Here is a 22007-nt window from a genome sequence, read left to right as displayed (position 1 = left end):
ATTGCTGGTGCATGTTCAGATGCTAATTCGCTGGGGCACGTCGATTGCCCCGGTTTGAAGAACCGTGCACCCTTCACCCCCCGGTTTGAAGAACCGGGGGCTAATTTCGCAACTGACAACGGACCACTGACAACTGACTCGCACACACGTCAATCATGTCCACTGTCCTACCAGACGCCGCCGTGCGTGACGCCGTCGATGCGATTTATCGCGCCGAGTCGCGGCGCGTGTTTGCGACGCTCATTCGGTTACTCGGCGATTTCGATTTGGCTGAGGAGGCGCTGCACGAGGCGTTTGCTTCGGCGGTGAAGCAGTGGCCGACGGAGGGGGTGCCGGCGAATCCGCGGGCGTGGCTTGTCTCGGCGGGGCGGTTCAAGGCGATCGATGCGATTCGCCGGCGGGCGCGGTTCGATGCGTCGCTGGGAGACCTGGCCGATCGAAATGAAACGGCCGTCGGGCCGGCGGAGTTGGCCGAGGAGGCGGGGGTCGAGGACGATCGGCTGCGGCTGATTTTCACCTGCTGCCACCCTGCCTTGCCGCCCGAGGCGCAAACGGCACTCACGCTCCGCGAAGTGTGCGGGCTAACGACCGAAGAGATTGCGAGCGCGTTTCTCGTGGCGCCGTCGACGCTCGCCCAGCGGATCGTGCGGGCGAAATCGAAAATCCGCGATGCGAAGATTCCATACCAAATTCCTTCGCGCGAGGATCTGCCCGATCGGCTCGAATCGGTCCTGCAGGTCGTTTATTTGGTGTTCAACGAAGGGTATGCCGCGTCGTCGGGCGACTCGGTAACGCGGGCCGATCTCTCCGGCGAGGCGATTCGACTCGGCCGGCTGCTCGTGGAGTTGTTGCCCGAAGCGGAATCGCTCGGCCTGCTCGCGCTGATGGTGCTGCATGAATCGCGGCGGGCGGCCCGCGCCGATGGGAACGGCGAGCTCATTTTGCTCGACGCCCAAGATCGCGGGCTGTGGGATCGGACGCTGATCGCCGAAGGGCAGTCGCTGGTGGAGCGGGCGCTGGCGTCGCAGGAAGTCGGGCCGTACACGCTGCAGGCGGCGATTTCGGCGATTCATGCCGATGCCCGCGAGGCGGCGGCGACCGATTGGCCGCAGATTGTGGCGATTTACGACGTGCTGCTGCGGGCCGTGCCGACGCCGGTGGTGGAGCTGAACCGGGCCGTCGCCGTGGCGATGCGGGATGGGCCGGGGGCGGGGCTCGATTTGGTCGACGCGATTCTCACGCGGGGCGATTTGGCGGATTACCATTTGGCCCACAGCGTGCGGGCCGATTTCTGCCGACGACTGGGGCGGAGCGAGGACGCTCGCCGGTCGTACGAGCAGGCGCTGGCGCTGACTCGGCAGGAGCCGGAGCGGCGGTTTTTGGAGGGGCGGCTGCGGGAGTTGGCTTGAGAGCGGTTGGTACGGTGTTCGCTGTGGGAGGCGTCTCCGACGCCGATTCGACGTTCCAAGCGAGGCGGTTTGCAACGCGAAATCGGCGTCGGAGACGCCTCCCACAAATTTCTGGAAAAGTTTTCGGGGCCCTGTCGATTCGGCCCCATCCCGAGCGACTACCTCATGTCAGCAGCCAACGGGCGCCACTTGCTTCCCGCCGCGGCAGGCCTTCCGCCGGCGGGCTGATCCTTACCGAACAACCGACCAATTCTGGAGATACGACGATGACCGCCGCTGTGAAACCAGTCGTTTCGAACATGTTCATCAACCTGCCGGTGCAGGACCTTCCGCGCTCGGTCGCCTTCTTTGAGAGCCTGGGCTTCTCGATCAACAAGCAGTTCAGCAACGAACAAGGAGCGTGCGTCGTGCTGGGGGAACACAGCTACGCGATGCTGCTCACGATCCCGTTCTTCGAGACCTTCACGACGAAGAAAACGGCCGACGCGAAACAGGCGGTTGGCGCGCTGATTGCGTTGTCGGTCGATAGCCGCGAGGTGGTCGACGCGCTGGTGAACGCCGCCGGGGCCGCCGGGGGGACGCCGCAGGAATCGTCGACCGATCACGGGTTCATGTACGAGTGGGGGTTTGAGGACCTCGACGGGCACATGTGGGGGCCCTTCTGGATGGATCCGAATTATGTGCAGCCGCAGGAAGGTTAGTGTTCTGTTCGTGCGTCACTCGCTTCGCAAATAAAAACAAATACTTCAACACAGAGGACACAGAGAGCACGGAGAAGAATGCAAATCGATAATCTCTTCTTCGTGTTTCTCTGTGGCCTCTGTGTTCTCTGTGTTAAACGCATTTCTCTTCGAGCAGTGGAGATAGAGTCATGAAATTCATCGTCTTCGTAAAGGCCTCGGCCGAAACCGAGGCTGGCGTGATGCCGACCGAAGCGCAGCTCACCGAGATGGGCGCGTACAACGAACAGCTCGTGAACGCGGGCATTATGCGGGCGGGCGAGGGGCTGCACCCGAGCTCGCGGGGCGCTCGCATCATGTTCTCCGGCGAGAAGCGGACGGTGGTCGACGGGCCGTTCGCCGAGACTAAGGAGCTGGTGGCCGGCTTTTGGATTTGGGAATGCAAGTCGCTGCAGGAAGCGATCGAGTGGGCGCAGAAGTGCCCGAATCCGACGGGGCATGAATCGCAACTGGAGATTCGGCAGGTCTTCACGATGGAAGATTTTGGCGACGCGGTGACGCCGGAGCTGCGGGCTCAAGAGGAGCGACTGGCGGCGGAGATTGCGAAGAAGTAGTGGCGAGTAGTTGCTGCAAGTGTTTGTGGGAGGGGTCTCCGACCCCGAAGCGTAGCGATAGAGCCAACTTGCCTCGTGTTGGCAAGCGAAATCGGCGTCGGAGACGCCTCCCACAAAGCTGTTACAGGCGAAGGCCAATAACAACGATCGAACGGCGATGAGATACGTTTGCCTCGGATACATGGATGCTCCGGCGTGGAAGTTACTGCCGCTTGCGGAGCGGGGGGCGTTTCGCGACGAGTGCCGGGGGTATGCCGAACTGCTCGCCAAGGCGGGGCATGTCGTGGCGTGCGAGGCGCTCGACTGCGAGGAGAACGCCGCGACGCTGCGACTACACCACGGCGCGGCAGCGGTCGAACCGGGTTGCCTGGTCGGCGGCGGCCGGACAACGTTGCGGGGGATGTTGGTGATCGAGGCGAGTGATATGAATCATGCGATACAGCTCATGGCACGCCACCCCGTCGTGCAACGGGGTGGGAGCGTTGAGGTTCGGCCTGCAGCGACGTGGGAAACTACCGGGCGAGTCGATGGCGGTGAAAAAAGTTTGAGAAAACCTGCGGGGGCTGTCGAGGCGGGGCGTTTCCGTTCGACTAACTCGTGAGAACAGAGAATCGGGATCGGCGACGATGACTGCAAACCAAGCCAACGCGACCGAGGGGACCGCCGGACGGGCGACGATCGACATCGTCAACGTACGGTTGTTCGATGCGACGCCGACGCAGCTGTTCGAGGCGTTCAGCGATCCCGAGCAACTCGCCAAGTGGTGGGGGCCGGCGGGGTTCACGAACACGATCGAAGAGTTCGACTTCCGTCCTGGCGGAGCGTGGCGGATCACGATGCACGCCCCCAACGGCGGCGACTTTGCGAACGAATCGCAGATCGTCGAGTTCGTGAAGCCGACGCGAATTGTGTTCGATCACCTGCGGCCAATGCACTGGTACCGGATGACGATGACGTACCAGGCGGTGGGCGAGCAAACGGAACTGACGTGGCTGATGAAGCTTGAGGCGTCGCCGGAGAGTGAAAAGCTGCGCGAGTTCATCGAGCAAGCGAATGAGCAGAATTTTGATCGTCTGGCGGCGCATGTGGCGGGCGTGATCGCCCAACAATAAACATATCTGGCCCCCTCTCCTTTGGGGGGAGGGCTGGGGAGGGAGTGGAACGCCGGTACCAGATTCAGTCACCCCTCCCTAACCCTCCCCCTCAAGGGGAGGGGACCACAAGAATGAAGTAGTGGAGCGAGCATCATGAAATACATGCTTTTGATTTACGGCGCCGAAGAGGCCTGGACGGAAACGGAGCGGAAAGAATGCTTTGGCGAGTCGGCCGCTTTGTGCCGAGCGCTGGCCGAGGATGGCAAGTTCCTGGCTGCGTCGCCGCTCCACTCGGTGACCACGGCGACGAGCGTGCGGGTGCGTGATGGGAAGCGACTCGTTACGGACGGGCCGTTTGCCGAGACGCGCGAGCAGCTCGGCGGTTACTTTCTCGTCGACGCGTCGGATCTCGATGAAGCGATTGCGATCGCGGGGCGAATTCCGGGCGCCCGAAAGGGGACTGTGGAAGTGCGGCCGATCGTGGAGATCGACGGGCTGCCGAAGTAGGCGTTCATGAATCGCAGCCACAACTCGATGGTCGCCTTGATATAGGAGTCAACCCAATGCGTTTTATGCTCGTTAGTTTCGACGATGAACAGTACTGGGAAGGGGCCGGCGCCGAGAAGCATTTGGCGGCGATGAAGGAAGCGACGGCGTTGTGCCACGACCTCGACCGGCAGGGGAAATACCTGTTCGCGACGCCGCTGCAGCCGGCGCGATCGGCGACGCTCGTGCGGGTGCGCGACGGGAAGACGACCGTCACCGCCGGGCCGTACGCCGAAAGCCGCGAGGTGCTAGGCGGGTTCTACATTATCGAGGCCGAATCGGTGGGAGAAGCGGCGGAGATTGCGGCGCGGCATCCGGGCGCTCGGCATGGAACGGTGGAGATTCGCGCTTTGCTGCCGCTGGAAGGCGTGCCGGCGACGAAGTTGTAGAAGCTTCGTCAGTGGTCCGTTGTCAGTTGCGAATGCGGTGTAGGCAGTTCTTCCTACTCACTTAAACACTCACTCACTCACTCCCATGCTCACCAAAATCCTCATCGGCGTCGCCGTCGTTCTGGTTCTGCTCTTCGTCGCCATCGCGACGCGGCCTTCGCGGTTTCGGTATGTGCGCTCGACACGCATCAAGGCGCCGCCGGCGGTGTTGTTCGATTTGGTGAACAACCTGCGGAAGTGGCACGGGTGGTCGCCGTGGGAAAAGCTTGATCCGAACCTGCAGCGGATTTACGACGGCCCTGAGGCGGGCGTCGGCGCCACCTACGCCTGGAAAGGGAACGGCAACGTCGGCGAGGGGCGGATGACGATCGTCGGCAGCCAACCGCACGAGCGGGTCGATCTCAAGCTCGAATTCTTCAAGCCGTTCACGGCCACAAACAGCGCTGACTTCGTCTTCAAGAAGGTCGGCGACGAGACGGAAGTCACTTGGTCGATGGAGGGGAACTACAACTTCATGACGAAGGCGATTGGGCTGGTGATGAACATGGAAAAGCTGTGCGGCGGGCAGTTTGAGGAAGGGCTCGCGAACATGAAGCAGTTGGCGGAGTCGCAGGCGAAGGTTGGCGTTCAGCATTGAATGCGGGGATTTCTTAACCACGAAACGCACGAAAGGGCACGAAACTAATGCCAAGTATTCACCGCTGATCGACGCTGATGATTCGCTAATAAGAACTAAATGCTTTTGAATTTATTAGCGTCCCCTCAGCGTTCATTAACGGTGCAATCCCCGCATTTCCCTTTTCGTTTCTTTCGTGTGTTTCGTGGTTCAATCTCCGCGCTCCCGCATTTAGACCTATCTGAAGGCAAACTCATGCCCGTTAAATCTCACCCCAGTTTCAAGCTGACGACGCCGAGCGATTTGGAGATTGTCATCACGCGGGCGTTCGACGCGCCGCGGGAATTGGTCTTCGATTGCTGGACGCTGCCGGAACATGTGCGCCAGTGGTGGGGTTGCCGCACCGCGCAGATGGATGTCTGCGAGATCGACCTGCGGCCGGGGGGAGCATACCGCTACACGTTACGGATGCCCGACGGTTCAGAGTGCGGCTTCCGCGGCGTTTACAAAGAGATTATGCGGCCGGAGCGGCTGATCCACTCGTTCATTTACGATCCGTTCCCGCAGGCGCCGGCGGAGATCACCGTCACGTTTACGGAGCGCGACGGGATCACGACTGTAACGGATCTGACGATCCATTTATCGAAGGAAGCCCGCGACGGTCATCTGCATTCAGGCATGGACGTCGGAGCCGCCGAGTCGCTGGATCGGCTCGCGGAGCATCTCGATACGTTGACTTGTTGAGTTAAGCGTTTGCTCTTCCCCCTCCCATAAAGGGAGGGGCTCGCAGCGGGGGCTCCCCACTGCACTACTCGACTAACAAACGCCGCCTGGGGGGCGTTAGCGCTAGCGATCCGCCTGCATCCAAACTTGTTCGTGTAGTTGAGCGAAGGAACAAACCCAGCAGCTTTCGTGAACTGCGCGGCCACGTAAAAAAATCTACTGATTCACCACCTGCCGGCGAGTAAGCCATGCGTTGTGTAGCCAACTTGCCGGCCTATTTCTGGAGGTTCCGATGAAACTCAAGTCACTCTCAATCGCCTGTTTTGGGCTCATGGCGATTACCGCCGTCGCTTACGCCGCCGATGCCAAGAAGCCCGACGCCGCGGCGATGCCGCTGCCTCCCGGTTGGACGGCGGAGGAAATGCAACGCTGCATCGCGGCGGCGACGCCCGGCAAGCCGCACGAACGGCTGAAGCAAGACGTCGGCACGTGGACCGGCAAGGGAACGTTTTGGATGGCGCCCGGCCTGCCGCCGGTGACCAGCGAGCTCACCTCGGTCTACACGCCGGTGCTCGATGGTCGGTACGTGAAATGTGAGATGAGCGGCGACATGCCGGGTATGGGTCCATTCGTCGGCGAAGCGCTGTTCGGGTTCGACAACGTCTCGCAGAAGTACGTCGCGTCGATGATCGACAACCACTCGACCGGCATCATGCAGGGCGAAGGCGACCTAACTCAAGACGGCAAGACGATCAATTGGGAGTATGTGGTCAATTGCCCGCGGGAGCAGAAGCCGGTGAATATTCGCCAGGTCGAGACGAACACGAGCGCCACGGAAAAGACGCTGGAGATGTTCGGGACCGACCCGAAATCGGGCAAGGAATTCAAGATGATGAGCATCGAGTTCACGAAGAAGTCGTGAGCTTGCTCGAACGTCGCTTCGCCCGACTTAGCCCGGAGCAAGCTTGCTCCGGGCTAGGGGGCTGAATACTACCGCTCGACCCCTCGTTATTGAGAGATATTGCGATGCCTGCCCATGCTGTGGTTTCGTCTGCCGAGTGGCTTGCTGCTCGCAAAGCGCTGCTTGCCGAGGAAAAGGCGTTCACGCGCCAGCGCGACGAGCTCAATCGCCGCCGGCTCGAGTTGCCTTGGGAACGGGTCGAAAAGACCTACTTGTTCAACGGCCCGGCGGGGCAGGAGTCGCTCGGCGATCTGTTCGCAGGGCGGCGGCAGCTGCTGATTTACCACTTTATGCTCGGCCCCGGCTGGGCGGAGGGGTGCCCCAGCTGCTCGTACATTTCAGACCATTTTTCGGGAATGATGCCGCATTTGAACGCCCGCGACATCACGCTCGGCGCCGTCTCGCGGGCGCCTTGGCCCGAGATCGAAGCGTTCCAGCGGCGGATGGGCTGGAAGTTCCACTGGGTTTCCTCGGCGGGAAGCGATTTTAACTTCGACTACCACGTCTCCTTCCAGCCGGAGGAAATCAAGCAAGGCGATCTCACCTACAACTACGCGGAAATGGGCGGCACGCCGACGGAGGAGTTGCCAGGGATCAGCGCATTTTTCCGCGATCCCGACGGGTCGATCTACCATGCCTATTCGAGCTACGCCCGCGGCCTCGACATGCTGGTGGGGGCGTACAACTACCTCGATATCGCCCCGCTCGGGCGGAATGAGGAAGGGCTGGCCCACTCAATGTCTTGGGTGCGGCACCACGACAGGTACGAACACAACTACCTGGTCGACCCGCTGGCGGCTTACGCGCCGCCGAAGGGGTCTTGTTGCTGCAAGTGAGCATATCCGTTTCCGCGCAGCAGGAGCACGCAGCGATGCACTCTTTGCCCATTAAACCGCGTGCCTGTTGCTGCCGAAGCGGCAACGATGAAGAGCAACGGAGCTCTCCCCTGCCCCGCGTGGCCGGAGCGAACCGATGGCTCGGACGCGGCGTTGAGCTAGCCGGTTGGCTCGTCCCCGGGACGCTGCTGGCGTTTTTCCCCAAGTGCCCGCTGTGCGTCGCGGGCTACGTGGCGCTGGAGACGGGGCTCGGGATCTCGCTGGCGGCGGCAACCTATCTGCGCTGGGGGTTGCTGGTGCTGTGCGTCGGATCGCTCGCGTACATGGCGGCGCGGCGCATGAAAAAGCCCGGAGCGAGCTTGCTCCGGGCTATTCGTTAGCGCGAAATCGCGTCATCGAAAACGCCTCGCGGCGAATTACTTGGGCGCGTAGATCACTACAATGCGGCGGCCCATCATCGACGGGTTCTGCTCGACCTTCGCGATGTCGGCCAGGTTCTCGGTCAGCTTGGCGACGAGCTTAAACCCTTCGTCGACGTGGGCGTTTTCACGACCGCGGAAAATCACCGAGCAGACGACTTTGTCGCGTTCGGCCAACCACTTCCGCGCGTGACCAGCCTTCGTCAGGAAGTCGTGGTCGCCGATTTTCGGCCGCAGGCGGATTTCTTTGTTCTTGCTGTGGTGGACGTGGCCTTTGTGCTGCTTCTTCTTTTGCTGGTACTTGAATTTGCCGAAGTCCATGATGCGGCAAACGGGCGGCTTCTCAAGCGGAGCCACCTCGACCAGATCGAGCCCCGACGAACGCGCCTTCTCAAGCGCCTCATCTCGCGTGATCACTCCCAACTGAGCGCCGTCGGCGTCAATGACCCGAATCGGCGAAATCCGGATCATCTCGTTGATCCGTTGCTGCTGCTTGCGTTCGATGGCTAACTACTCCAATGGGTTAGAAAGGCTCACGGCTTTCAGCTGTCGGCTCGTGGCCAGAGGAGCTGTGTAGCCGTGCAGATGATTGGCTGACGGCCGTTAGCTGACAGCCGACGGCCATACGCATGACAAGTATTGTTCACGCCGGGCCGAACGGTCAAATATCCCGCGAAAAACGGCTGCCTGCAATCGCAATCCGCCAAAATTCCCGGCGTTTTCGCAATTGTCAGGTAGCCGCGGCTCAACGAGCCGCCGGAGCGAGCTAAGCAACAAATGCTGAAGGATGAAGGCGGAAGGCTGAAAGGAAATGCATTTCTCAGCATTCCGCCTTCATCCTTCAGCATTCGCTCCGCTCAATACTCGTTCTTCGCCCCGCGGTCGACCGGCGACGGCGCTGCGGCGTCGGCAACCTGGCGAACCGTCTTCGCATCGATCTCCGCCTGCAGCCGAGCGATCGCCTCCGCCAGCGGAAACGCCCCCAAGTCGCCGTCGATGCGATCCCGCAGGGCAACGGTTCCGTTGGCGGCGTCCTTCTCGCCCACCACAATCATGTACGGAATCAGACCCAGCTGGGCTTCGCGGATCTTCGCCTGCAGCTTGCTGCCGCGGTAATCGCCCGTGACGCGGAAGCCCGCCTCCTTCAGCTTCTGCTCCACCGAGCGGCCGTACTCTTCGGACTTTTCGCTGACGGTCACCACGCGGGCCTGCTCCGGCGCCAGCCACAACGGGAACGCCCCGGCAAAATGCTCGATCAGCACGCCGACGAACCGCTCCATCGACCCCAGCGGCGCCCGGTGAATCATCACCGGCTGATGCGGGGCGTTGTCGGCGCCGGTGTATTCCAGGCCGAACCGCTCTTTGCTCGGCAGGTTGTAGTCGAGCTGCACCGTGCCCAGCTGCCACTCGCGGCCGATGCAGTCGGTCACCACGAAGTCGGCCTTGGGGCCGTAGAAGGCCGCCTCGCCCGCTTCGATCGACATGTCGGGCAAATCCATCGACTCGCAAACCGCCTTGAGCGACGCCTCGGCCCGATCCCAGACCTCGGAGCTGCCGACGTACTTGTCGCCGTTCGGGTCGCGGAAGCCCAGCCGGACCCGGTAGTTGTTCATGCCGAGCGATTTCAGCACGGTTTGGGTCATTTCCAGACAGCCGCGGAACTCGTCAGCCACCTGCTCTTCAGTGCAGAAGATGTGGGCATCGTCCTGGCAGAAGCCGCGGACGCGGGTCATGCCGTTCAGTTCGCCCGACTGCTCGAAGCGGTAGACGGTGCCGAATTCCGCCAGCCGGACCGGCAAATCGCGATACGACCGCGGCTTCGCCTTGTAAATCATGATGTGATGCGGGCAGTTCATCGGCTTGAGGAGGTAACGTTCCCCCTCGCCCGGCTTCTGCCCTTCCCGCTCGCTGAGATCGATCGGCGGGAATTGCGAATCGCTGTAATACGGGAAGTGGCCCGAGATCTGGTAGAGCTCGATCTTGCCGATGTTCGGAGTGTAGACCGCGTCGTAGCCGCGGCGGCGGAGCTCGCCCTTCAGGTAATCCTCCAGGGTTTGCCGAATGACGGCGCCCTTCGGCAGCCACAGGATGAGCCCGGAGCCGACGGTTTGGCTGATGGTGAACAGCTCGAGCTGCTTGCCGAGCACGCGGTGGTCGCGCCGCTTCGCCTCCTCCATTTGGGTGAGGTAGTCGGTCAGCTCTTTCTTATCGAAATAGGCGGTCGCATAGAGCCGTTGGAGCTGATCGCGCGAAGCGTCTCCCTTCCAATAGGCGCCGGCGATGCTGAGGAGCTTGAACGCCTTGCCAATGTGCCCAGTGCTGGGGATATGCTTGCCGCGGCAGAGGTCGAGGAACTCGCCCTGACGGTAGAACGAAAGGGTTTCCTCAGCGGCGAGGCCCGTTTCGATATGTTCGACTTTGAGTTTTTGGCCCATTTCACGGCACATTTCGACGGCTTTCGACCGCGGGACGATCATCCGCTCGAACCGGTCGTCGGCGGCGACGATTTTGGCCATTTCGGCTTCGATCGCCGGGAAGTCCTCTTCCGAGAGGGGCTTATCGAGCTGGAAGTCGTAGTAGAAGCCGGTGGCGGTGGTGGGGCCGAACGCGAGGCCGACGCCCTTGTGGAGCCGCATGACCGCTTGAGCCATCACATGGGCGGCGCTATGCCGCATGATGCCGAGCGCTTCGGGATCCTTCTTGGTGATGAGGCGGACGGAGACCTCTGGAGTCTTGCCTGCCTGCGGACTGGCGACAAGCGGAGCATGGAGATCTCGCAGCTCGCCGTCGACCTCAGCCGCAATCGCCGCCCGGGCCAATCCGCCGCTGATTCCCGCCGCGACGTCGTAAGCCGAAACGCTGTCGTCGAACTCTCGCCGGCTACCATCCGGCAAAATAACGATAAGCATGTCTATTAATTCTATTCCAGAGGATGTCGAAGTTCCCGTTCGCACGAAGAAGGGGAGGTGATCTCAATGGCCGGGCGCGAACAGCCAAACCTTGCCCACAGGCCGTTCGCGAGGGGCTGTATACGAAGAAACCGCTCCTAGAGGATCGGTTCGCCGCCCGCCGCTGGAATTCTGCTACCCGCCACCGCGATTCGCCTCGCCAATCAGGCCGAAATGGCCCAATCCCGGCGAGTATAGCGCCCTCGGCCCTTTGCCACCACGGCAACCAAGATCGGGAGGCGGCGTTCTGCTCGCCAAAGCCGGGAAAAATGGCTAAATGGTCTCGCACGGGCCGCACGGAGCGAGAACTGTCACGCGGACGATTTTCGGTGCGCGCAAACAAGAAAAAAGTTCTTTCCCGCGCGCAAACGCGGCCCGAAAACAGCTGGTTTCCGCAAAGCGGTATCCATTCCGCGCAAGTGTCAACTGCAGCGGGGCAAAAACTCGTAAAAAACTCCCTCCTTCGCCAAATCTTCCCATCGTCACAAGTGATGCTGCAGCAAGACTTAAGCGTCGCTGGGCCCGTTTTCCCCGGGCTACAGTCAAAAATTTTCACCGCGCCGATCGGCAAAACTGTTGCAAGCCCATATTTCCTTGGTAGAGTGGGGAGGGAATGGCGGCAGTTGTGTCACGCCGATGGTGTGCCTACCCGCGATTGATTGGGCAGCAAGAACATAAGACGCATCCAGGGTGATCCGGCCGTTTCGCCGACATCGCTTTTCAAGCTTGAGATTTCCAGCTAAGATCTCAACTTGTAGCCCTTGGGCTTCTACTCTTTTCTTGATTCCCTCTTCAACTCGCGTTCGCGCATCAAACAGTGTGGCCATCCGGTCGCATTCTCGCTAAATTGCCCCCCAACCAAGCGCAGCTTTTGATCGGGTATCATTCACCTACATGAGACGGGGACTTGGAGAAATGAAAATGAAACGTGGATTGGCTTTTGCTCTGTGCGCAGCTTTGGTTGGCGCAATGGCAAGCCCGGCGTTCGCCGTGGTGAACGTCCAGCTTAACCTTCGGTACACAAACCCTGCCAACCCGAACGGCGGCGGCACCTGGGACCTGTTGGCCCAGTCGACCGGCGCTCAAGGCTTGGCCGGTGCCCAAATCACCATCGGCGGCAATCTCGGCGTGACGGGTACTGACACCCCGCTAGCCGCGATCACCCCGAACGCGGCTGTCTTCAATGCGACGACCAGTGTCTTCAAGTTCACTGGCACCGCTGCTTCGACGACGATCACCCTCGGTGACGACTTGGCTGGCTCGGTGATCTTCAACGTCGGCAAGGGCGCTGGCACCCCGGGTAACATCGCCGCTGACGACCTGTTCCCCTCGAATTCGGTGTTCTGGGACAACTCGGCCCTACTCGCTTCGGGTTCGTGGACCGGTGCTCGCCCGACGCTGGTGACAGGCGGTATCACGGCGAATGAGTTCGATGCGACCGGCAAGGCCGTTGTCGCCACGAACGGCACCGTCAGCGTCCGCGGCGATAGCGTCGGCGTCGATGGCCTGAAGCTGGGCGACGTCAACCGCGATGGCTTGGTCAACGTCAACGACTTCGGTGGCTTGTCGGCCAACTACCTGCAACCGGGCGTGAAGACTTGGGATCAAGGTGATTTCAACTCGGACGGCACGGTCAACGTCAATGACTTCGGCGCCCTGTCGTCGAACTACAACTCTGCAATCGTACCGCCCCGCCCGGTCTCGGCAGTTCCGGAACCGACCAGCATTGCGATGCTGGGCGTTGCCCTGCTGGGTCTTGGTGCCTTCGCAAAGCGAAAGTAACATCCGTAGATTCGGACTCAAGAGGAGTTTCTTGCTAATGATAGATGGCGCGGCATAAAGGTATGCCGCAGTATTGGGCAGAGTTTTGAGGTAGCACTCAAAAGGCTTTACTTTCTATCTAGTGTTCAATCTACAAAAGAGAATCAATATGAAGAGTATTTTCGCTTTGGTTGCACTCGCTTGTGCATTCACCGTTTCCACTGCTGAAGCTGCAAAGCTTTACTACACCGCGAACGCCAATAACACCTTCTCGGTCTACCTGGAAGGTCAAGCGACCTCGTTCAACGGCGTGTCGCTGAGCGTCACCCCGAACAGCGGTGCTTCGTTTAACAACATCAACAGCGGCCTTGTGTCGGGTGCTCCGCGTCCTGCTGAAGCTGCCTTCACCTACCGCAACCGCGCCTTGGACATCGCTACGGACGATCCGGATAACCCCGGCGTTGGCAAGGGTTGGACCGTTCTGTCGCCGGTTAACACTGCCGCTTTGGTTTCCTTCAGCGGTGGTCCGCTCGGCCAGAGCATCAGCACTGCCGCTGAGCCGAATGGTCGGTTGTTCCTGGCTAACCTGAGCTTCCCGAGCTTGGCCGAAACCGCCACGGCTTCGCTCACGCTCGTGAACGGCGTCGATACGGTCTACACCGAATCGTTGCAGCTCGTCCGCGTTCCGGAACCGGCTACGCTGGCTATGGCGGGCCTGGGCTTGATCGGCGTTGTTGCCGCTCGTCGCCGCAAGGCCTAGTTGATAAGTTTAGCGACTTTCACGAGAGGCTCCCCCGGCTTCTCGTGTAGGTGATACCGAAGACCCCTTGGATCGCAAGATTCAAGGGGTCTTTTTTTATGCGCGATGAGAATTCCACGCCAAGTAAATGTCTTTTTGACTCGCGCTCCGACGCCTCCCGAGCTTTCTAGCGACATGATCCCGCTTGCGCGGCAACAATTTAGATTACTCCAATGATTATCGCCGCTCCACGACGGATAAGTCGCCTAACGACTCATTTCAAACTACCGCCCGCTGCGGCCGCTCGCGAGGACATCAAGACTTTATCTCACGCCGCTGAGACGAGATGGGCGCACAAGTTCTGACGCATACCGAAAGAGCGCTAATACGAGCGAACTGATTGCAGAAACTATTTGCAGCGTTTCGCCGCTCCGGGGCAGAATGCCGCAATTTTATGAAGCGCGCAGCTCGCGAGCAGGAACGCCCACCGGCTCACATCAAAATTAACCGGATGCAGCTAGAGCAAGCTTCTGTTAAGCGTAGCGCCTGTCATCCCGAGTGAAGCGAGGGATCTAGCAGCTTAAACGAGCTTGCAGATTCTTCGCTTCGCTCAGAATGACGCTACGGTTAAGCGAAAACCGCTCTAATTTCCGGCGTCCGAAAAAACATATTACGGATCATTTATTTGGTGTTTGGTCGCAGATTATGTACACTGCGACGTGGAGATCCCCCAACTGCGTTCGAACAACATGGGGCTCCGCAGTTCTCGCGACGATTTACCGCAATAGAGATCGACCACCGCTCCAGCGGTCAACAAACTCCGGAGAAGCTCATGAATAAAGCAATATTGTTGGCGTTAGCATTCACTGGGCTGCTGGCATCCAGTCCCGTCAGCGCAGCACCTTTTCTTTCTATCGGTTTCAATCCGAATTCGTCGGTTTCAGTTTATCTCCATGGCGATTCATTGAACGAGAACTTCGACGCTTTCAGGTTCCGCGCTCTGCCGCTAGAAGGTCAATCGTTTTTGAATCTAAACTCTGGCCTGATCGCAGGGGCAGCACGGCCGGCGGGGAGTCCGTTCACTTATCGAAATCGCCTTCTCGATTACGATCCACTTGATGATCCAAATGGGAAAGGTTGGGTGGTCATCAATCCGATCACCACCTCGAGCGAGGTCTCGTTCGCCGGCGGAACGCTGACCGGAAAAATCTCAACCGCAGGCGAACCGCAAGGGAAGTTATTCCTGGCGAATTTGGTACCGTCGGCAACGGGTTTCGGTGTGGCAAGACTGGACATTAGTCTCTTCAACGCAGGGCAACTTGTCTTCACAACGTTGCCCGAGCCAAGTTCGCTTTTTTTGTGCGCCGGCGTTTTTGTCGGAACAATCATGAGTCGCCGGCGACCGCGGTTTTTCAACGAGCGCACATCTGGCACGTCACGGTAAATCTTCGCTCTGCCTAGGCAAGAATAGCCAAACACCGAAGCCGAACGCTTCGCTACTTATCTTGGAGAAACGCTACATGAAAACTCACTCTTGCTCGCAGCCAACCATGATGGGTGCGTTGTGCACGCTCGTCATTCTCGCAACGGCATGCTTGTGCGCGTCGACTGATGCGGCGACTCTAGTTGGCTACCAGAGCAACGGCGGCCATTCTATCTCCCTCTTCCTAAAGGGCGGCGCGCTGAACAACGGTTTCAATGCGTTGTCGCTAAAAGCCACAAGCAATGCATTTGCGAACGTCAACAGCGGTCTCGCAGCGGGCGTACCGCGGCCGGCGGGCCAGGCGTTCACCTATCGCAACCGCGCGTTGGAACTTGATCCGCTGGACCCTGATGTTCCTGGCGTCGGCAAGGGATGGACGATTCTGGGTCCGATTATAAACACGACTGAAGTTTCGTTCGGCGGCGGGCCGCTCGGCAAGAAAATCACGACGGCGGGAGAGCCGCGCGGGGAGCTGTTCCTTGCCAATCTGTATTCCGGGCAGCTGAACGGTTTCTCCGAATTTAACGCGACGCTGACTCTCGTGTATGGCGGCGATACGGTTCTGACGGAATCGCTTTCCGTTCCGCTCGGCGGACTGCCTCCGCTTCCAGAAGTGCCGGAGCCTAGTTCGGCGGCGCTATTCATGGCCGCAATTGTTGGGGGCGCCATCGCGCAACGCAAGCGTGCGGCGGTGCAGACCGAATCGGCAGGGAGGCCAGCATGGATAAGCCATTGAAGTTTGCGCAGCGACCAGTGATCGCCGTCTGCACGTTAGCGATGCTAGGAACACTGGGCTTCTCAGCGACAACCGCCGCCGCAACGCTCTCAGTTTACCGCAGCAACAACGACCACGTATTGTCGTTCTTCTTGCGAGGAGAATCACTGAATAATGGCTTTGCGGCCTTCGCTTTGACAATCACTGGCGATTCCTTCGCGAACGTCGGCAGCGGACTTTTCCTGGGCTCACCGCGCCCAGCCGGGCAAGCATTTAGCTACCGCAACCGCGCGTTGGACCTTGATCCTTTGGACCTAGATTTCCCTGGAATTGGCAAAGGCTGGAATATTCTGGCTCCATCTAACGACTCAACCAAAATCCAGTTCGGCGGAGGTCCCTACCAACACGTAATCAGTACGGCCGGGGAACCTCGCGGAGAATTGTTCCTCGCCAATATTTTCGTTGCGGACCCCGCCGTGTTTGCTGGATTAAAAGCAGAACTAGCCCTAATGAGCGAAAACAAAGTCATCTTCACGCAGAATTACGCGCCGCTTCCATTAAATTTAATCCCACAGCTTCCAGAAGTGCCGGAGCCTAGTTCAGCGGCGTTACTTGTTACTGCTGGGCTCGCCGCGATAGCGACTCGACGTCGCCTCGTGCAGGTCGACGACAATTGGGTCGCTTAGAATTAACAACACTCGCGAGAGTCGTTATGAGTACACGGTTCGTCAATGCACAAAAGGGTGCGATCGTTGCTTGCGCCCTCACGTTATTCGGGGCTTTGCGCCCTTTCGAAGCCGTTGAAGCGGCGGGGTTAGTCGCCTACCAAAGCCAAGGCGGCCAAGCGATGTCGCTATTCCTACGAGGAGACGCGCTGAACAATAGTTTCAACGGAATGTCACTGGAGGTCACCGGCAATTCGTTCCTGAACCTCCGCAACGGCCTCGATGCGGGCGTACCACGACCGGCCGGGCAGCCGTTCACCTACCGAAATCGAGCCTTGGATCTCGATCCGCTCGACCCCGATGCCCCTGGCATCGGGAAAGGTTGGACGGTTCTATCTCCGATTCAGACCTCTACGCATTTTTCATTCGGCGGCGGTATTATCGGCAAGCAGATCAGCACAGCGACAGAACCGCGTGGAGAGCTGTTCCTCGCCAATCTGTTTGTTTCCGATTCTTTCAGTAGCATTCACTGCGAACTTACCTTAGTAAACGGCGTGGATACTGTTCTAAAGCAATCGCTTTTTTTCTTCCCGGAGCTTAATTTCCCACTCCCGAAACTCCCCGAACCAAGTTCGGCGGCGCTGCTAGTCACTGCGGGACTCGCCGCGATAGCTGCTCGCCCGCGCCTTGTGCAGGTCGGCGGTAGTTGCACCGCTTAGAATCAACGACATCGGCGAGGCTCGTCATGAACACACGGCACGTCAATTCGCAACAGTGCGCGATCATTGCTTGCGTCCTTACAGTGTTGGGGGCTTTGCATCCCTCCGAGGCCATTGAGGCAGCGACGTTAGTCGCTTACCAGAGCCAAGGCGGCCGAGCGATCTCGTTATTCCTACGAGGAGATGCGTTGAACGATGGCTTCAATGGTTTGGCCGTGCAAATAAAGCCCAACGGAGGTGGTGCTTCTTTTGCGAATGTCAATAGCGGCCTGACGGCCGGCGTGCCGCGACCGGCCGGGCAAGCATTCACTTACCGAAATCGAGTCTTGGATTTCGACCCGCTCGACCCGGAAGCCCCTGGCGTGGGGAAAGGTTGGACGATTCTTGGTGCGATCAACACCGCCAGCGAAATCTCCTTCGCCGGCGGCCCGCTGGGAAGGAAGATCAACACAGCGACGGAGCCGCGCGGCGAGTTGTTCCTTGCGAACCTCTACATGCAACCATACTTTACTTTCACCGCACAAATCACTCTGGTGAGGGGCGTGGATACTGTTTTCACGACAACATTTGTCCCTCCGGCCATTGAACTGCCGCAACTTCCGGAAGTACCGGAGCCGAGTTCAGCGGCGCTGCTCGTCACTGCGGGATTCGCCGGGGCCATTGCCCAGCGTCGTCGAATGTTACAAGTTTGACGAGACTATTAAATGTCCAACATAATGGGATCAAGAAAAACGATGCTCCGTTATCTGCAATTAGCGATTGGCCTAGCATTCTGTTGCTGGTCGGCGAGCGGCCGAGCGGAGTTCCTGAGCCTGACGCACAATGCCGAGAAGACGATCTGGACCGTTTACTTGAACGGCGGCGCTCTCAATGGAAATTTCAATGCAATTTCCTTCGAGGCAGTGCCAACCGGCGGAGCCATTTTTGAAGCAGTAAGCGCTGGTCTTGGTGGCATTCCTCGCCCGCCTGGAATGAAGTTCACTTACCGCAACCGGGCGTTGGACATCGACCCAGACGACCCAGACCTTCCCGGGATCGGGAAAGGCTGGACGGTCCTCTCTCCGGTCAATATTGCAACGAAGGTAGCCTTCTCCGGCGGGCCGTTGGGGAAGACGATTAGCACGGCCGCTGAACCGGACGGCAAGCTCTTCCTGGCAAACTTTTACACGCCGACCTCGCCAGGAGGAACGTTTTCGGCCCGCGTTATTCTCGTGAATGGAATTACGACCGTCGCCGACGAAACGCTCGTGCCCCCGCTCGTGCCTGAACCGACGGCGTGCGGGCTACTGCTTCTGGGAATGGTTGGCGTCGCGGCGGTTCGTCGCGGACGAAGCTGAGCAGGGCGGACAGCGAGGGCTGGCTGCGAGGCAGCGCGCCTTTTGCGCGATCAGAGGGGCTTTTTTGCCGCTAGTCGCGTGCGGCTGAAAATTGCCCCATATCGCTCTTAGGGCCGATGCGGGATAATCGCTCCCGCCGCGAGCGGAGAACCGCTGCGCGCACGCTTCCGCTCCAGCCGCCCCGATACCTCCCGCTCGTCGCCCATGCTCCCCGATCCCTTTCGACTCGCGATTGCCCTCGTGCCGCTGGCGGCTTACTGCATCCTGTTGGGGATGGTGAACGCCCGGCGGCGGCCGTTTGTGACGACCGGGGGATGCGATTTGGCGGCGCTGGGGGCGGCGTTGTCGGGGCTGGTGCTCGTGGGGCCGATCGAGTTGTTTCGGCCCGAGACGGCCAGCGGGGCCTACGGCGGGTTCATTTGGCTGTTTTTGATCGTCCTGTACTGGCTCTGCCTGTGGCTGACGGTGCTGATCGCTCGGCCGCGGCTGGTGGTTTACAACGTCCGCGGCGAGGAGCTGCGGCCGGCGCTGGCGGAAGCGGCGCGGCGGCTCGATCCGCATGCGCGGTGGGCGGGCGACAATCTGGCGCTGCCGAATCTGGGCGTGTCGCTCCACATTGAATGCTTCGAAATCATGCGGCACTGCTCGCTGATCTCCAGCGGCGGTAAGCAGAATATGGCGGGCTGGGAGCGGCTCTCGGGTGAGCTGCGGAACCAGCTGGGGAGCCTGCGGGTCGCCCCGAATCCGCGGGCCTTGGGCTTGATGATCGCGGCAGCACTGATGCTGACGGCGAGCATTAGCCACTTATTACTCTCGCCGCAGCAGGTCGCCCAGGCGATGGGCGAGATGCTGAGCTTCTAGCCCCGGGCTTTGCTCGGGGGTCGGCTACCACTTCGCAACACGTTCCCCAACGCAATGTCCCCCCCGGGCGGAGTCCGGGACTAGGGATGCGGCGTCCATGCCCGCTCACTTCGCTTCGCCTGTCACGCGGAAGACGACGCGGAACGCCTGGTAGCCGGCGGCTAGTTTATCACCGTAGATCGTACTGAGTTCATGGCGGAGGGCGTCGGCGGTGGCGAAGCCGTCGGGAATCGCGTCGGCGTCGGTGAGGGCGGCGAGCGCGACAGGCTCCACTTGCAGGATCGCGACGTAACCGGCGCCGGGGATGTAGCTCCGCTGACCGGGGCGCATCATCCGCCATTTCCAGAGGCGGATCGTCTGCGTCTTCTCGCCGCTGCGGATCGCGGGGAGGAACTTTTTCTTGAATAGCAACATGGGGAATATGGTATCAGGGCGGGGGGCAACGCACAGCGGGGTGGTTTGTTTTCTAGGTGGGAGGATTCAGGGTTCAGGAAATGCAGGGAGGAGTTAGTGGGCAGGGGGTAGAAAAATCCACTGCCTATTGCCTACTCTCCCCCACAGCCTGCGGCCTTCCTCCAACTGTGCCGGTCGTGCGGGTCCGACCGTCGCTGGCGTGAAATTGAGAAGTCGCGAGGCTGCTGGGCCCCCCTTGCGGACTAGCCGGGCAAACCTATAATCCGGGGATGTTTCTGCTTCGGGGCCGCTCGCCTTCAGCGGAACGAACGCGGGTGTAGCTCAGTTGGTAGAGCACGACGTTGCCAACGTCGTTGTCGTGGGTTCGAATCCCATCACCCGCTCTTGGATAGCGGTTAGCTATCGGCTTTCAGCAGTCAGGCTAGGCATCTCTCCTGGCCGGAAGCTGTTCGCTGAGCGCTGACCGCTATAATTTTTTACCGCCCTCGTTGAGCTGCGAGCCGTCTCGCGCCGCGGGGCGAAAACACGCCAAATCTACGGGTACCAGGCGCATGAGTGCCAAGCAAATCGAAGAATCGCAAGTGGACGACGTCGCCGAGGGCGGGGAAGCGGCAGCTGCGGAACGCCTGAACCTTGACGTTCAGATTGCCAGCCCCAGCGCCTGCGAACGCCACGTGACCGTGACCGTGTCGCGTGAAGACGTCGACCGTTACCTGGACGAAGCCTACAGCGACATGATGGCGACCGCCTCTGTCCCCGGCTTCCGCATTGGTCGGGCCCCGCGCAAGCTGGTCGAAAACCGCTTCAAGGAAGAAATCGGCGAGAAGATCAAGGGTTCGCTGCTCATGGACAGCTTGAGCCAGATCAGCGAAGACCAGTCGTTCACCGCCATCAGCGAGCCGGAGCTGAACCTCGACGCGATCGAGGTCCCCAGCGAAGGTCCGATGGTGTTCGAGTTCGACATTGAAGTTCGCCCCGAATTCGACCTCCCGCAGTGGAAGGGTCTGGCCATCGAGCGTCCGGTGCGTGAATTCACTGACGCCGACGTCGATGCGCACCTTGAGCAAATGCTGGCCCGCTACGGCCAGCTCGTGCCGCACGAAGGCGCCGCCGAGGCTGGCGACTTCGCCACGGTGAACCTCCGCACGACGGCCGACGGCAAGCAACTCGCTCTGGAAGAAGAACGCGTCCTACGTATTCGCCCGACGCTGAGCTTCCTCGACGGCAAGCTCGAAGGCTTCGACAAGCTGCTCGCCGGCGCCAAGGCTGGCGACAAGAAGACGGGCAAGATCGAGTTGACCCAGGACGCCCCGAACGAAGAACTTCGTGGCAAGAGCGTTGAGGTCGAGTTCGAAGTTCTGGAAGTGAAGAAGCTCAAGCTGCCGGAACTGACCGAAGAATTCCTGCAAGAAATGGGCGGCTTCGATTCGGAAGAAAAGCTTCGCGAAGCGATCAAGTCGAACCTGCAGCGTCAGCTCGAATACGAGCAACAACGCAACTCGCGTCAGCAAATCACCGCCGAATTGACGAAGAAGGCCGACTGGGATCTGCCGCCGGGCTTGCTGAAGCGCCAGAGCGTCCGCGAACTGGAGCGGGCGGTGATGGAACTGCGTCGCGCCGGGTTCCCGGAAACGGAAATTCGCGCCCGCCAAAACGAACTCCGCCAGAACAGCGGCGCCGCCACGGCCAAGGCCCTCAAGGAACACTTCATCCTCGAGCGGATTGCCGAAGAAGAAAAGATCGACGCCGAAGAAGGTGATTTCGAACAAGAAATCTTCCTGATGGCCATGCAAAGCGGCGAATCGCCGCGTCGGGTCCGTGCTCAGATCGAAAAGCGCGGTCTGATGGACATCCTGCAGAACCAAATCGTCGAGCGTAAGGTTCTGGAGAAGGTGCAGTCCGAGGCAAAGTTCAAGGACAAGCCTTACGAACCGGGCAAGTCGACGGTTGAAGCGATCTCGGTCGCTGCGGGCGGCGACGCCCAATCGGTTCCGGCCGCCACTGAAGCCGAAGAACCGAAGAAGGACAAAGCGTAGAATGTCTGGGTACCCCTCTCGATAGCGAGAGGGGCTAGGGGA

The 22007-nt window shown here is 60.1% G+C and carries 26 protein-coding genes and 1 tRNA gene; 23 read left to right on the top strand and 4 right to left on the bottom strand.

Features of this window, described 5'->3' with window-relative positions:
- Positions 1 to 155: 155 nt before the first annotated feature.
- From PLANPX_RS04790 to PLANPX_RS04735, 12 genes are all read left to right on the top strand, one after another.
- A complete protein-coding gene (locus tag PLANPX_RS04790) occupies positions 156 to 1409 on the top strand; it encodes an RNA polymerase sigma factor (protein WP_152097629.1) in 1254 nt (417 codons plus the stop codon).
- A gap of 266 nt (positions 1410 to 1675) precedes the next feature.
- Positions 1676 to 2110, top strand: coding sequence for a VOC family protein (locus PLANPX_RS04785; protein ID WP_152097628.1), 435 nt, complete (start codon positions 1676 to 1678; stop codon positions 2108 to 2110).
- Positions 2111 to 2280: 170 nt separating this feature from the next.
- Positions 2281 to 2703: a YciI family protein gene (locus PLANPX_RS04780; protein ID WP_152097627.1), complete on the top strand. Its 423-nt coding sequence runs from the start codon at positions 2281 to 2283 to the stop codon at positions 2701 to 2703.
- Positions 2704 to 2860: 157 nt separating this feature from the next.
- Positions 2861 to 3304: a YciI family protein gene (locus tag PLANPX_RS04775; RefSeq protein ID WP_152097626.1), complete on the top strand. Its 444-nt coding sequence runs from the start codon at positions 2861 to 2863 to the stop codon at positions 3302 to 3304.
- Between the two features lie 25 nt (positions 3305 to 3329).
- Entirely contained in the window at positions 3330 to 3815 is a 486-nt protein-coding gene (locus tag PLANPX_RS04770; protein WP_152097625.1) for an SRPBCC family protein, read from the top strand.
- A gap of 135 nt (positions 3816 to 3950) precedes the next feature.
- Positions 3951 to 4304 (top strand): YciI family protein, encoded by a 354-nt coding sequence (locus tag PLANPX_RS04765; protein WP_152097624.1) that lies wholly within the window; start codon positions 3951 to 3953, stop codon positions 4302 to 4304.
- 56 nt (positions 4305 to 4360) lie between these two features.
- A complete protein-coding gene (locus PLANPX_RS04760; protein WP_152097623.1) occupies positions 4361 to 4732 on the top strand; it encodes a YciI family protein in 372 nt (123 codons plus the stop codon).
- An 85-nt stretch (positions 4733 to 4817) separates the two neighbouring features.
- Entirely contained in the window at positions 4818 to 5369 is a 552-nt protein-coding gene (locus tag PLANPX_RS04755) for an SRPBCC family protein (protein WP_152097622.1), read from the top strand.
- A gap of 234 nt (positions 5370 to 5603) precedes the next feature.
- The gene (locus tag PLANPX_RS04750) at positions 5604 to 6092 is read left to right on the top strand and encodes an SRPBCC family protein (RefSeq protein WP_152097621.1); all 489 of its coding nucleotides are present in this window, start codon (positions 5604 to 5606) and stop codon (positions 6090 to 6092) included.
- A 271-nt stretch (positions 6093 to 6363) separates the two neighbouring features.
- On the top strand, positions 6364 to 6993 hold the full coding sequence (locus PLANPX_RS04745; protein ID WP_152097620.1) for a DUF1579 domain-containing protein: 630 nt from the start codon (positions 6364 to 6366) through the stop codon (positions 6991 to 6993).
- A gap of 104 nt (positions 6994 to 7097) precedes the next feature.
- Positions 7098 to 7868 carry a DUF899 domain-containing protein gene (locus PLANPX_RS04740; RefSeq protein WP_198421846.1) on the top strand — a complete coding sequence of 257 codons (771 nt, stop codon included), beginning with the start codon at positions 7098 to 7100 and terminating at the stop codon, positions 7866 to 7868.
- Positions 7853 to 8248, top strand: coding sequence for a hypothetical protein (locus PLANPX_RS04735; protein ID WP_198421845.1), 396 nt, complete (start codon positions 7853 to 7855; stop codon positions 8246 to 8248). Before PLANPX_RS04740 ends, PLANPX_RS04735 begins: the two co-directional genes overlap by 16 nt.
- Positions 8249 to 8284: 36 nt before the next feature.
- On the opposite strand, the gene infC is transcribed toward PLANPX_RS04735, so the two are convergent.
- The 3 genes from infC to PLANPX_RS04720 all read right to left on the bottom strand — a co-directional run bounded on the left by infC (position 8285) and on the right by PLANPX_RS04720 (position 12062).
- The gene (gene infC / locus PLANPX_RS04730) at positions 8285 to 8791 is read right to left on the bottom strand and encodes a translation initiation factor IF-3 (protein ID WP_261344423.1); all 507 of its coding nucleotides are present in this window, start codon (positions 8789 to 8791) and stop codon (positions 8285 to 8287) included.
- 353 nt (positions 8792 to 9144) lie between these two features.
- Positions 9145 to 11196 carry a threonine--tRNA ligase gene (gene thrS, locus PLANPX_RS04725; RefSeq protein ID WP_152097618.1) on the bottom strand — a complete coding sequence of 684 codons (2052 nt, stop codon included), beginning with the start codon at positions 11194 to 11196 and terminating at the stop codon, positions 9145 to 9147.
- A 581-nt stretch (positions 11197 to 11777) separates the two neighbouring features.
- Positions 11778 to 12062: a hypothetical protein gene (locus PLANPX_RS04720; protein ID WP_152097617.1), complete on the bottom strand. Its 285-nt coding sequence runs from the start codon at positions 12060 to 12062 to the stop codon at positions 11778 to 11780.
- A 142-nt stretch (positions 12063 to 12204) separates the two neighbouring features.
- Between PLANPX_RS04720 and PLANPX_RS04715 the strand changes: the two genes are divergently transcribed.
- The 9 genes from PLANPX_RS04715 (at position 12205) to PLANPX_RS04675 (ending at position 19515) form a co-directional block, all read left to right on the top strand.
- Positions 12205 to 13017 carry a PEP-CTERM sorting domain-containing protein gene (locus tag PLANPX_RS04715; RefSeq protein WP_172991872.1) on the top strand — a complete coding sequence of 271 codons (813 nt, stop codon included), beginning with the start codon at positions 12205 to 12207 and terminating at the stop codon, positions 13015 to 13017.
- A gap of 148 nt (positions 13018 to 13165) precedes the next feature.
- Positions 13166 to 13756 carry a PEP-CTERM sorting domain-containing protein gene (locus tag PLANPX_RS04710; RefSeq protein ID WP_152097615.1) on the top strand — a complete coding sequence of 197 codons (591 nt, stop codon included), beginning with the start codon at positions 13166 to 13168 and terminating at the stop codon, positions 13754 to 13756.
- An 811-nt stretch (positions 13757 to 14567) separates the two neighbouring features.
- Entirely contained in the window at positions 14568 to 15179 is a 612-nt protein-coding gene (locus tag PLANPX_RS04705; protein ID WP_152097614.1) for a hypothetical protein, read from the top strand.
- A 61-nt stretch (positions 15180 to 15240) separates the two neighbouring features.
- A complete protein-coding gene (locus PLANPX_RS04700; RefSeq protein WP_152097613.1) occupies positions 15241 to 15954 on the top strand; it encodes a PEP-CTERM sorting domain-containing protein in 714 nt (237 codons plus the stop codon).
- Complete coding sequence (locus tag PLANPX_RS04695) at positions 15939 to 16619, top strand: PEP-CTERM sorting domain-containing protein (RefSeq protein ID WP_152097612.1); 681 nt, start codon at positions 15939 to 15941, stop codon at positions 16617 to 16619. The genes PLANPX_RS04700 and PLANPX_RS04695 overlap by 16 nt, the downstream gene beginning before the upstream one ends.
- A gap of 26 nt (positions 16620 to 16645) precedes the next feature.
- Positions 16646 to 17317, top strand: a complete 672-nt coding sequence (locus PLANPX_RS04690) for a hypothetical protein (RefSeq protein WP_152097611.1) — start codon at positions 16646 to 16648, stop codon at positions 17315 to 17317.
- 188 nt (positions 17318 to 17505) lie between these two features.
- Positions 17506 to 18009: a PEP-CTERM sorting domain-containing protein gene (locus tag PLANPX_RS04685; protein ID WP_172991871.1), complete on the top strand. Its 504-nt coding sequence runs from the start codon at positions 17506 to 17508 to the stop codon at positions 18007 to 18009.
- Between the two features lie 42 nt (positions 18010 to 18051).
- Complete coding sequence (locus PLANPX_RS04680) at positions 18052 to 18654, top strand: PEP-CTERM sorting domain-containing protein (protein WP_172991870.1); 603 nt, start codon at positions 18052 to 18054, stop codon at positions 18652 to 18654.
- Positions 18655 to 18858: 204 nt separating this feature from the next.
- Complete coding sequence (locus PLANPX_RS04675; RefSeq protein ID WP_152097608.1) at positions 18859 to 19515, top strand: hypothetical protein; 657 nt, start codon at positions 18859 to 18861, stop codon at positions 19513 to 19515.
- A gap of 105 nt (positions 19516 to 19620) precedes the next feature.
- Here PLANPX_RS04675 and PLANPX_RS04670 read toward each other — a convergent pair whose 3' ends face one another.
- A complete protein-coding gene (locus tag PLANPX_RS04670; protein WP_152097607.1) occupies positions 19621 to 19929 on the bottom strand; it encodes an ASCH domain-containing protein in 309 nt (102 codons plus the stop codon).
- A 310-nt stretch (positions 19930 to 20239) separates the two neighbouring features.
- Between PLANPX_RS04670 and PLANPX_RS04665 the strand changes: the two genes are divergently transcribed.
- Positions 20240 to 20312 (top strand) — tRNA-Gly (locus PLANPX_RS04665).
- 168 nt (positions 20313 to 20480) lie between these two features.
- Entirely contained in the window at positions 20481 to 21965 is a 1485-nt protein-coding gene (tig, locus tag PLANPX_RS04660) for a trigger factor (RefSeq protein ID WP_152097606.1), read from the top strand.
- Positions 21966 to 22007: the final 42 nt, after the last annotated feature.

The sequence above is a fragment of the Lacipirellula parvula genome (genome assembly GCF_009177095.1).
Classification (GTDB): Bacteria; Planctomycetota; Planctomycetia; order Pirellulales; family Lacipirellulaceae; genus Lacipirellula; species Lacipirellula parvula.
This window is presented reverse-complemented; position numbering and strand designations above follow the sequence as displayed.